A 9,666-nucleotide genomic window follows, 5' to 3' on the forward strand; every position below is an offset into this window, starting at 1 on the left:
GTCCAGGCCGGTCAGCCGAGCGGGGTCCGCAGCAGGTGGTGCCGCAGGTCGCGGGTCTCCCCCGTCACCGGGCGGGCGGCCAGCACGCAGGTGTCGTCGTCGGGGTTCGCCCGGCGCAGGCGGGCCAGCAGCTGGGCGAGCGGCTGCTGCGGCGACGCCCGCACCGCCTCGTCGACCGTGCGCGTCACCCGGGCCAGACCGTCGTCGAGACCGCGGCGGCGGTTCTCGATCAGGCCGTCGGTGTACAGCAGCAGCACGTCGCCGATGCGGAACGGCAGGCGGGACGTGGCGTAGGTGGCGTCGTCGACCACGCCGAGCATCGGGCCGGGCGGGCGTTCCAGCGGCGCGGTGCGCCCGGCCCGGCTGAGCAGCGGCGGCGGGTGGCCGGCCTGCGCCCAGACGATCTCCTGCCGGTGCGGGTCGAAGCGGGCCACCACGGCGGTGGCGGACAGCTCCGGGTTCTCCCGCTCGAGCTCGCAGGTCAGCTTGTTGAGCTGGGTGAGCAGGAGGCCGGGGTCGGAGGTGGTCACCGCGAGCGCCCGCAGGGCGTGCCGGAGCTGGGCCATCGTGGTCGCCGCCGGGGTGCCGTGGCCGGCCACGTCGCCGACGGCGAGCAGCACCGAGCCGTCGCGCAGGCCGGTCGCTTGGTACCAGTCGCCGCCGACCAGGCTCTCCCGGCCGGCCGGCAGGTAGCGCAGCGCCACCTTGAGCCCGGGGAACTCGATCGGCCCCTCCGGGATCGGCAGGATGATGCGCTGCAGGCGGCCGGCCAGCTCGTGCTCGTCGGCGAGCCGGCGCTCCACCTCGGCGAGGCGGCGGGCGTCGTTCTCGCGGTCGGTGACGTCCTGCACGATGCCGTAGATCCGCTGCGGGCGCCCGGCCGCGTCGCGCACGGCGTCGGCGACGGTGCGCAGGAACTTGACCCGGCCGCCGATCCGCACCCGGGTGGTGACGTCGACCTGGGCCGCCCGGTCGAACGCCTCGAGCGCGGCCCGGATCAGCGGCGCGTCCTCGGGCACGGCGAGGGCGTCGGACTCGTCCCGGCTCAGCGGGCCGAGCCGGGGGTCGCGCTCGTAGATCCGGTAGAGGTGCTCGGACCAGAAGATGTCGCCCGTGATCAGATCCCACTCGCCCCAGCCGAGGGTGGCCGGCCGCTCGGTGCCCGCGACCCGGGCGGCCGACGGGCCGCCCGGGTCGTGGCGGGTCCAGTTGAGCAGCAGCCCCTGCCCGAGCCGGTGGGCCCGCACCGTGTAGGCGGCGTCGCCGTGCCGGAACGGCCCGACGGCCGCCGGGCAGCCGGTGTCCAGGACGCTCTGGTAGACCTCCCAGCGGCCGCCGCGGCCGGCGGCCGGGAGCTGCCGGCTCGCGCGGCGCCCGACGAGCTGGGAACCGCGCAGACCGTCGGGAGTGGACGCCTCCGGGGTGGCCGCGGCCCAGATCAGATCGGTGACCCGCCCGGTGGTGTCGCGCTCGGCGGTCAGGTAGCCGCACATGCCCGGGGTCACGTCGAGCACCCGCTGCACCACCGCCAGCCAGGGCTCGGCCCGATCGGGGTCGGCGGCGGGTGGGCGCAAGCTGCTGACGGCTTCCGCGTACGCCTGTGCCACCGCACCCTCCCGGCTCGACGAAGTTCGGCCTCCTTCGTACGGCAAGCGGCCCATGAACGTCATCGTCCGTTCATCCGGTCGGGACCCGACCCGCGGTCCGGGAGCACACAGACCACCCGAAGGGGACTCACATCCCCGGATCACCGGCCGAAGCGGACTCACATGTCGAAGAGCTCGCGCATGGCCTCGGCGAGCCGTGCCATGCTGGCGCCGGTCACCATCCCGATCCGCTCGGCGCCGATCGAGGCCGGCAACCGGCGCATCCGGTTGACCACCACGACCCCGGTGATCGGATCCTGCTCGGTGAGGGCGACCGCGTACGGCGGAAGCTCGGTGGCGCCGCGCTGCCGGACGATCGGCGCGCAGAAGGGCGCCGCGTTCTTCCGGTCGTTGTAGCTGTCGCCGGAGAGCACCAGGACGCGGTAGCGAAGATCGGTGCGGCTGCCGATGGTCCAGATCTCGCCACGCCGCATGTCAGGACGTCCCGCTCGGCATGCGCAAGAGACTACCGCCGCGGGGATCTTATGGGACGCCCAGGGCCGCTCCGGCCGGACGCCCGGTTCGGCCCGCGGCGATGGACCGGCGGCGGGTCAGGCCTGCTCGGGATCCTGTCGCCGGATGCCGGTGAAGGTGGTGCGGACGAGCCGGTGGATCGCCGCCGGGCCGGGCAGGGCGGGGGCGGCCGCGAGGGCGTGCAGGCAGTAGACGGCGAGCTCGCCGGCGGGAACGTCGCGGCGTACGGCTCCGGCCGCGGCGGCGTCGGCGATCAGGTCCTCGACGAACTCGCGCAGGTGCTGGTGGGCGGCCGCGACGTGCTCGCCGCGGTGCAGCGGGCCGGTGATGCCGGTGTCGTGATCGCGCCGGTGCGCGATGGCCATCGCGTACGCGGTCAGCACCTGCTCCAGGCGTTCCGCGGCGCCGGTGGCGCGGTCGCGCACGTGCAGCAGCTCCTGCAGGTGCTGGTCGATCTGGCGCTCGTGCCAGGCGCGCAGGATCGACGTGACGTCCGGGAAGTACTTGTACAGCGTCGCGCGGCCGATGCCGGTGTCCTTGGCGATCCGCGACATGGTCACGCCGGCCAGCCCGTGCGCGGCGACCAGGGCGGCGGTGGCGTTGATGGTGGCCTCGCGGACGGCGTCGCGGTGTGCCTCGATCGTCTGGCTCCAGATCTTGGGCATGTCGCCCATCGTACCGGACGCCGTACTCGATACACATGTCTTGACAAAGACACTTTGTATTGAAAACCTGAGCACGGCTCCGACCCACCCGGGCCGGAGCGCCCGCCAGACGAGGAGATGTCGTCATGCCCGAGCTGCCGTCACATCAAGACACCGGTCCCGCAATGTCGGAGAGCCCGCTCGATGGGCGGTCCCGGCGCCGCAAGGTGCTGGGCGCCGTCGTCGTGGTCGCGCTGGTGGCGCTGGCCGTGGTCCTGCATCTGACCGGGGTGCTGGGCGCGGAGGGACACTCATGATCGAGGCCGTGGGGCTGGTCAAGCGGTACCGCGACGTGACCGCGGTGCAGGGGCTGTCGTTCACCGTGCCGGCCGGCGCGGTGACCGGCTTCCTCGGGCCGAACGGGTCGGGCAAGTCCACGACCATGCGGATGATCCTGGGGCTGGACGCCCCGGACGCCGGCTCGGTCACGGTGAACGGCCGCCCGTACGCCGGATATCGGCGGCCCCTGCACGAGGTGGGGGCGCTGCTGGACGCCAGGGCGGTGGCCCCGGGCCGGTCGGCGTACCACCATCTGCGGTGGCTGGCCCTCAGCAACGGCATCCCGCGCTCGCGGGTCGGCGAGGTGCTGCGCCAGGTCGGGCTGGCCTCGGCCGCCCGGCAGCGGGTCGGCGGGTTCTCCCTCGGCATGGCCCAGCGGCTCGGCATCGCCGCCGCCCTGCTCGGCGATCCGCCGGTGCTGATGTTCGACGAGCCGGTCAACGGGCTCGACCCGGAGGGCGTCGCGTGGATCCGCGGCCTGCTGCGGTCGCTGGCCGGCCAGGGGCGCACCGTGTTCCTGTCCAGCCACTTGATGAGCGAGATGGCGATGACCGCCGATCGGCTGGTCATCATCGGCCGGGGCCGGCTGATCACCGAGACCGGCGTCGCCGACTTCCTGGCCGCCGGCGGCGACAACTACACCCGGGTCCGCTGCGCGGAGAACGACGAGCTGACCGCGGTGCTCGCCGGGCGGGGCGCGACGGTGCGCCGCGAACCGGACGGCGCGCTGCGGGTCACCGGCGCGACCGCGGACGAGATCGGCGAGGCGGCCCGGGTCCGCGGGCTCGGCCTGCTGGAGCTGTCCCCCCAGCGGATGTCGCTGGAGCAGCGCTACATGGAGCTCACCCGCGACGCCACCGACTATCACGCCACCGACCCAGCGCCGGCGTCCGCGCCGGCCGCGCGCTGAAGGGACCTCGACATGACTACCACCACCGCGCCGGTGGCGCCGCCGGCCGCCGGCCGCCGCGCCGGGGATTTCACCAACGTGCTGCGCGCCGAGCTGGCCAAGCTGACGACCATGTCGTCGGCGTACTGGGCGGTCCTGGTCGCCTTCGCCGCCAACATCGGCTTCGCCGTCCTGGCCGCCGCGCTGCTGGCGCCGCGGCTGAAGCCGGGCGACCTGGCCCACGTCGATGTCGTGCAGCTCGCCCTGGCCGGGCTGCACCTGTCCCAGGTCTCCTTCGGAGTGCTCGGCGCGCTCGTCATCACCGGCGAGTACGGCACCGGGATGATCCGCACCACCTTCGCCGCGGTGCCCCGCCGCCGCACCGTGCTGGCCGCCAAGGGCCTGGTCTTCGCCGGGACCGCCCTGCTCACCGCGACACTGTCCACGGTGGTCGCGTACCTCGCGTTCCTGGCCGCCCTGCCCGCGCAGACCCTGACCGGCACCGCGCTCGGCGACCCGGGCGTCACCCGGGCCGTGCTCGGCGGTGGCCTCTACCTGACCGTCTACGGGCTGCTCGGATTCGGGCTCGGCGCGCTGCTGCGCTCGTCGGCCGCGACGATCGCGACCCTGCTCGGCGTGCTGTTCGTGCCGCCGTTGCTGCTGAACCTGCTGCCCGAGACCTGGAAGACGACGGTGGGGCCGTACATCCCGATGCAATCCGGCAGCCAGATCTTCGTCGCCGCCCGGCACGAGGCCGCCAGCCTCGCACCGTGGACCGGCTTCGGCGTGTTCAGCCTGTACGCGGCCGTCGCCCTGGTGGCCGCCTTCGCCATCGCCAACCGCCGGGACGCGTGAGGAGACCGCCATGCCATCCGCTCAAGCACGCATCCGCACCGATCGCGCCGGGCGCTACCTCACCCAGATGTGCCGGCACACCACCCACGTCGGCGGCCTCGGCCACGGTGACCGCCACGGCGCGGGCGGCGGGACGCCGGTGCCGCGGCGCACCGAATACTCGGACACCGCCGGCACCATCGACTTCGACCGTGGACGCTGCATCCTGCGCGCCACCGGCGAGGAGCTCACCCTGCTCGCCGAGGCCGACGACCAACAGGACCTACGTCAGATCCAGGACGCCATCACCGTACGGCTGACGCGGGTCGGCCGCCGCGACCGGATCAGCGTCACCTGGCAGCCCGCGCCCGCCCCGCCGGACGACGAAACCGGTGACCCGGCGACCATCCTCGGCCGGCTGATGACACCTGAGGGACGCGCCGATCCGTTCCCGCTCTACGCCGCGGCGCACCGGCTCGGACCGGTGTCGCCGCTGCCCGGCGGGGCGTTCCTCGTCTGCGGATACGCGGCGGCCGACCAGGTGCTGCGCGATCCCGGCTTCGGCCTGGCCGAGCCGGCCGGCCCGGACCCCGGCGACGGCGCCGTGCGGCTGATGAACCAGTCCATCCTGCGCGCCAACCCGCCCGATCACGGCCGCATGCGCTCGCTCATCGCCCAGGTGTTCACCCCGCGCCGGGTCGCCGGTCTGCGCCCCGCGATCGAGGCCGCGGTCGGCGCGCTGATCGACCAGCTCATCGCGACGGCCGGCGGCGAGCCGGTCGACTTCATGGACCAGTTCGCCTTCCCGCTGCCGGTGACGGTGATCGGCGAACTGCTCGGCGTGCCGCCCGGCGACCGCCGCCGGTTCCGGCCGCTGGCCGCCGGCCTGACCGAGGCGCTGGAGCCGGCCGGCGGCGCCTCCGCGACGGCCGACGCCGCCGCCCGGGAACTCGCCGCATACTTCGTCCCGCTGATCGGCGCACGCCGCGCCGCGCCCGGTGCGGACCTGGTCAGCGCGCTGGTCGCGGCCCGCGACGCGGACGACGGCCGGCTCACCGACCGGGAGCTGCTGGCGAACCTGATCCTGCTGCTCGTCGCGGGTTTCGAGACCACCACCAGCCTGCTCGGCAACGGGCTGGCGCTGCTGCTCGACCGCCCCGCCCTGGCCGGATCGCTGCGCGCCGGGCAGATCCCGGTGCCGGCGTTCATCGAGGAAGTCCTGCGCTACGACTCACCGGTGCAGGCGGTCACCCGCCGGGCCCGCGCCCACGGACGTACGATCGGCGACGTCCCCGTCCCGTACGGCAGCGACTTGATCCTCTTGATCGGGGCCGCCAACCGTGACCCGGCCCGCTACCGCGACCCCGGCGGCTTCGATCCCACCCGCACCGACGTCAGGCCCCTCAGCTTCGGCGCCGGCGCGCACATCTGCATCGGCAACAGCCTCGCCCGGCTGGAGGCGGAGGTGGCCTTCCGGCAACTGCTCGGCCGGCTCCCGGCCATAACGGCCGCGCCCGGCCGGCCGGCGCTGCGCCGCGACCGGCTCGTCCTGCGCGGCTACCAGACCCTGCCGGTCCGGATCCACCCGGTCGGATGATCGCCGGCCGGCGCGGGGAAAGGGCGCGGAGTCGTTGTCGTCATGCTTCCGGAGCCGGCGGTGCGGATCGCGACTCGCGGGCGAGAACGGCCAGCGCGGCTTCGGCGCATTCGTCGTCCTGCCCGGGCACCGTGCCGCCGCTCACCGCCAGCGCACCGAGGACGGTGTCCCCTCGCATGATGAGCGCCGCGCCGGCGCCCGCCAGGATGGGCACCCGGGCGACCCGGTCCAGCTGGGCGAAGAAGCCGGGCGACGCCTCCTGCATCTTGCGCAGCGCGGCGCCGTCCCGGCGGAAGAGGGCGACGCCGGCCGCCTTGGCCTCGGCGATCGGGGCGGACAGCGGAGGCGCGCCGTTCATCCGGCCGAGGGCCTGCAGATGCCCGCCCTCGTCGACCACCGCGACCGTCACCGGGGCGGCCAGCTCGGCGGCGCGCTCGTGTGCGCCGGTGATGACTGTCTGCGCCTCTTCGAACGTCAACGGCATAGCGATCCCCCAGACCGTGGTACTTCGTGCACCCGTCATGGCCGAGCATGATTGATGTACAGCCGTAGCGCAATAGGTGTTCAGCTATTGTTGCCGGAATGGACCGCACGGGCCGGCGCCGGCAGAACACCCGCGGGCAGGGCGACCTGCTGCGCGAGGAGATCCTGACCGCCGGCGTACGCATGCTCGACGAGCTCGGCGAGGATCAGGCGCTGTCGCTGCGCGCGGTCGCCCGCGCCGTCTCCGTCGCCGCGACCTCCGTCTACCTCTACTTTCCCGACCGCGACGCGCTGGTCCTCGCCGCCACCCAGCGCTGCCACGAGGAGCTCGTCGCCGCCGGCGACGCCGCGGCCGCCCGCGAAGAGCACCCCGCCGCCCAGTTGCGGGCCCGCATCCTGGCCCAGGCCGAGTGGGCCCAGGCCCACCCCGGCCTCTACAAGGTGCTGCACGAAAGCGCCGTGCACCGCCGGCTTGGCATGCCGTTCAAAGAGGTCATGGTCGAACGCACCCGCGCCGCCGTGCAACGCTGCATGGACACCGGCGCCGCCCCGCGCGACGACGCGCTCACCGTGACGATCGACCTGCGCACCGCGGTCAACGGCATGCTGGCTCAGCGCATCAACGAGCCCGACCTGCCCTGGCCGCCGCTGGCCGACCAGCTCGACCGCTTCCTGACCAAACTGGTCGGCCTGCGACGCTGAGTCCGCCGCACCGATCATCGAATCGCCGCTTCATTGACGTGCGGCGATACGCTCGAAACGAATGTGGTTCCTGGGCGGAAGGACCATTGTCGTGGAATGGGTCGGCTCCAACAAGGACATTCTCAGTCTCCTGATCGCTCTTCTCGCGGTCATGGTGTCGCTTTCGACCGTCTTGATCGGCTTCCGGAATTTGCGGACGAACAGCTTCATGTCGATTCAGAACCGGATGCTCAGCAACGAGATGCAACGCGGCCGGCTGCTGGTGTACCGGGCCATCGCGACCGGCGAGGCGCCGGCGCGCGACTCCGACGAGGAGTACCTGATGGTGCGGTCCCTCGCGGTCTTCGACGAGCTCGGCATGCTCGCCCGTCTGCGGATCGTGCCGCGCGAGTGGGTGCTTCGATTCTGGCACGCCCGCCTTCATCTGATGACACATGGCTTCGGCATGGAGTTCGATCCGGCCCGCCCGTACATCCTTCAAGGACGGCCGAACCTCCAATACCTGATCGCCCGCGCGGGACGGTATCGGTGCGATCAGGACTGCTGCGCCGACGGCCAGAAGGAATTGCGATTGCGGCAGCCGCAAAGGGCACGCACGGCGCCGCCGACGACAGGAATTCGAGCCGGAATTCAACATCGCCGACGGCCTCTCCTGCTCGTTCGCGATCTTGGCGGGCCGATGCGGCGGCCGGGGTCCCGGCGTACGCGTCAACGGAATGCCGCCCCGGCGGGCCGCGCAGCTCGGGCGCCCGACCCGGCCGTCGCCCGCGAGATCGACCGCTGGTGAAGCTTGATCGCGGAAGGCGTGTCCAGCGAGGTTCCGGGATCGAGGTCTGTTCCGTGGTCTGAGCTGGGTGTGCGCGACGCTTTGCTTTGCTTACCGGCGGGAAGCGCGCACGCCAGGCGGTCCAGCCGTGCGCCGATGTCCGTGACGAGGCCGCTTCGCCCGGATCGGCCCGAGCTTGCTTACCGCGGGTAAGGGCCTGGCGCTGAATTAGCTGGTCGGCGACTTTCATGATCGGTCGTTGGTTCTTGTGTGATTGATGAGCAGGCCTTGGCTGACAAGCTTGTGGTGTTGCGGCCGCATTTGGATGAGCGTCAGTGGCGGTTGCTGTTGGGTGCCGAGGCTGAGGCTGTGGGTCGCGGTGGGATCAGTTTGGTGGCCCGGTTGTCGGGGGCCTCGCGTACGACGGTGCAGGCTGGGGTGGCCGAGGTGCGGGCTGGTGTGCTCCCGGGTGGGCGGGTCCGGGCGGTGGGTGCGGGCCGGCGGCCGGTCGAGGAGGCACAGCCGGGGATCGAGCAGGCGTTGGACGGTTTGGTGTCGCCGGAGACGCGGGGGGATCCGATGTCGCCGTTGCGGTGGACGACCAAGTCGTTGTCGCAGTTGGTGAAAGCCTTGTACGGCTTGGGTTTCCGGGTGAGTAAGAAGACGGTCAGCCGGTTGCTGAAGCAGGCGGGGTATCGGTTGCAGGCGACGTTCAAGACGAAAGAGGGCGCGCAGCACCCGGACCGGGACGCCCAGTTCGGCCACATCAACGACACCGCCGCGCGGTTCTTGGCCGCTGGTGACCCGGTGGTGTCGATGGACGCGAAGAAGAAGGAACTGGTCGGTGAGTACGCTGCGCGGGGCCGGGAGTGGCAGCCGGGCGGGCGGCCGGTCGAGGTCAACGGGCACGATTTCCCGGCCGGGGTGCCCAAGGCGATCCCATACGGGGTCTACGACATCGGCGCCGACGCCGGGTTCGTGTCCGTTGGGGTGGACCATGACACCGCGCCGTTCGCGGTCAACGCGTTGCGGACGTGGTGGCAGCGGATCGGCAGTCTGCGGTATCCGCAGGCGCGCCGGTTGTTGGTGACTGCTGATGGGGGTGGTTCCAACGGTTCGCGGTTGCGGGCGTGGAAGGTCGAGTTGGGCAGGCTGGCCACCGAGACGAGCCTGTCAGGATGTCTGTGTAACCATCCTTTGTCCTCTTAGGTCAGTGTAGCCGCAATGCGGCCGGGAAATGCGATTTCGAACGCGCCGAGGGCGGATTTCCACCCGTGCGTGGTGGCGCCTTC

At 72.4% G+C, this 9,666-nt stretch carries 11 protein-coding genes and 1 pseudogene; 8 read left to right on the top strand and 4 right to left on the bottom strand.

Annotated elements, in window-relative coordinates:
- Positions 1 to 11: 11 nt before the first annotated feature.
- From ACFQS1_RS37870 to ACFQS1_RS37880, 3 genes are all read right to left on the bottom strand, one after another.
- Positions 12 to 1,607, bottom strand: a complete 1,596-nt coding sequence (locus ACFQS1_RS37870; RefSeq protein WP_378977389.1) for a PP2C family protein-serine/threonine phosphatase — start codon at positions 1,605 to 1,607, stop codon at positions 12 to 14.
- A 158-nt stretch (positions 1,608 to 1,765) separates the two neighbouring features.
- A complete protein-coding gene (locus ACFQS1_RS37875; RefSeq protein WP_378977391.1) occupies positions 1,766 to 2,080 on the bottom strand; it encodes a type II toxin-antitoxin system PemK/MazF family toxin in 315 nt (104 codons plus the stop codon).
- A gap of 117 nt (positions 2,081 to 2,197) precedes the next feature.
- Positions 2,198 to 2,785: a TetR/AcrR family transcriptional regulator gene (locus tag ACFQS1_RS37880; RefSeq protein ID WP_378977393.1), complete on the bottom strand. Its 588-nt coding sequence runs from the start codon at positions 2,783 to 2,785 to the stop codon at positions 2,198 to 2,200.
- Positions 2,786 to 2,910: 125 nt separating this feature from the next.
- On the opposite strand from ACFQS1_RS37880, the gene ACFQS1_RS37885 reads away from it, so the two are divergent.
- From ACFQS1_RS37885 to ACFQS1_RS37905, 5 genes and pseudogenes are all read left to right on the top strand, one after another.
- Positions 2,911 to 3,081, top strand: a complete 171-nt coding sequence (locus ACFQS1_RS37885) for a hypothetical protein (protein ID WP_378977395.1) — start codon at positions 2,911 to 2,913, stop codon at positions 3,079 to 3,081.
- On the top strand, positions 3,078 to 4,013 hold the full coding sequence (locus ACFQS1_RS37890; protein ID WP_378977397.1) for an ATP-binding cassette domain-containing protein: 936 nt from the start codon (positions 3,078 to 3,080) through the stop codon (positions 4,011 to 4,013). Before ACFQS1_RS37885 ends, ACFQS1_RS37890 begins: the two co-directional genes overlap by 4 nt.
- Positions 4,014 to 4,025: 12 nt before the next feature.
- The gene (locus ACFQS1_RS37895) at positions 4,026 to 4,847 is read left to right on the top strand and encodes an ABC transporter permease (RefSeq protein ID WP_378977399.1); all 822 of its coding nucleotides are present in this window, start codon (positions 4,026 to 4,028) and stop codon (positions 4,845 to 4,847) included.
- Positions 4,848 to 4,857: 10 nt separating this feature from the next.
- Positions 4,858 to 5,175 (top strand): annotated as a pseudogene (locus tag ACFQS1_RS37900) (DUF2218 domain-containing protein); the annotation flags it as partial.
- A gap of 72 nt (positions 5,176 to 5,247) precedes the next feature.
- Positions 5,248 to 6,423: a cytochrome P450 gene (locus tag ACFQS1_RS37905; protein WP_378977409.1), complete on the top strand. Its 1,176-nt coding sequence runs from the start codon at positions 5,248 to 5,250 to the stop codon at positions 6,421 to 6,423.
- Between the two features lie 40 nt (positions 6,424 to 6,463).
- On the opposite strand, the gene ACFQS1_RS37910 is transcribed toward ACFQS1_RS37905, so the two are convergent.
- Positions 6,464 to 6,907: a GlcG/HbpS family heme-binding protein gene (locus tag ACFQS1_RS37910; protein WP_378977401.1), complete on the bottom strand. Its 444-nt coding sequence runs from the start codon at positions 6,905 to 6,907 to the stop codon at positions 6,464 to 6,466.
- A 98-nt stretch (positions 6,908 to 7,005) separates the two neighbouring features.
- Between ACFQS1_RS37910 and ACFQS1_RS37915 the strand changes: the two genes are divergently transcribed.
- The 3 genes from ACFQS1_RS37915 (at position 7,006) to ACFQS1_RS37925 (ending at position 9,583) form a co-directional block, all read left to right on the top strand.
- On the top strand, positions 7,006 to 7,608 hold the full coding sequence (locus ACFQS1_RS37915) for a TetR/AcrR family transcriptional regulator (protein ID WP_378977403.1): 603 nt from the start codon (positions 7,006 to 7,008) through the stop codon (positions 7,606 to 7,608).
- A gap of 91 nt (positions 7,609 to 7,699) precedes the next feature.
- The gene (locus ACFQS1_RS37920; RefSeq protein ID WP_378977405.1) at positions 7,700 to 8,395 is read left to right on the top strand and encodes a hypothetical protein; all 696 of its coding nucleotides are present in this window, start codon (positions 7,700 to 7,702) and stop codon (positions 8,393 to 8,395) included.
- Between the two features lie 249 nt (positions 8,396 to 8,644).
- On the top strand, positions 8,645 to 9,583 hold the full coding sequence (locus tag ACFQS1_RS37925; RefSeq protein WP_378977407.1) for an ISAzo13 family transposase: 939 nt from the start codon (positions 8,645 to 8,647) through the stop codon (positions 9,581 to 9,583).
- Positions 9,584 to 9,666: the final 83 nt, after the last annotated feature.

Origin of the sequence: Paractinoplanes rhizophilus (assembly GCF_042664765.1) — a bacterium.
GTDB classification, from domain to species: domain Bacteria; phylum Actinomycetota; class Actinomycetes; order Mycobacteriales; family Micromonosporaceae; genus Actinoplanes; species Actinoplanes rhizophilus.

Excerpts from the sequence above, each read along its gene's own strand:
- ACFQS1_RS37885 (WP_378977395.1), top strand. The coding sequence starts at position 2,911 with ATGCCCGAGCTGCCGTCACATCAAGACACCGGTCCCGCAATGTCGGAG.
- ACFQS1_RS37905 (WP_378977409.1), top strand. The coding sequence starts at position 5,248 with ATGACACCTGAGGGACGCGCCGATCCGTTCCCGCTCTACGCCGCGGCG.
- ACFQS1_RS37875 (WP_378977391.1), bottom strand. The coding sequence starts at position 2,080 with ATGCGGCGTGGCGAGATCTGGACCATCGGCAGCCGCACCGATCTTCGC.
- ACFQS1_RS37910 (WP_378977401.1), bottom strand. The coding sequence starts at position 6,907 with ATGCCGTTGACGTTCGAAGAGGCGCAGACAGTCATCACCGGCGCACAC.
- ACFQS1_RS37890 (WP_378977397.1), top strand. The coding sequence starts at position 3,078 with ATGATCGAGGCCGTGGGGCTGGTCAAGCGGTACCGCGACGTGACCGCG.
- ACFQS1_RS37915 (WP_378977403.1), top strand. The coding sequence starts at position 7,006 with ATGGACCGCACGGGCCGGCGCCGGCAGAACACCCGCGGGCAGGGCGAC.
- ACFQS1_RS37895 (WP_378977399.1), top strand. The coding sequence starts at position 4,026 with ATGACTACCACCACCGCGCCGGTGGCGCCGCCGGCCGCCGGCCGCCGC.
- ACFQS1_RS37880 (WP_378977393.1), bottom strand. The coding sequence starts at position 2,785 with ATGCCCAAGATCTGGAGCCAGACGATCGAGGCACACCGCGACGCCGTC.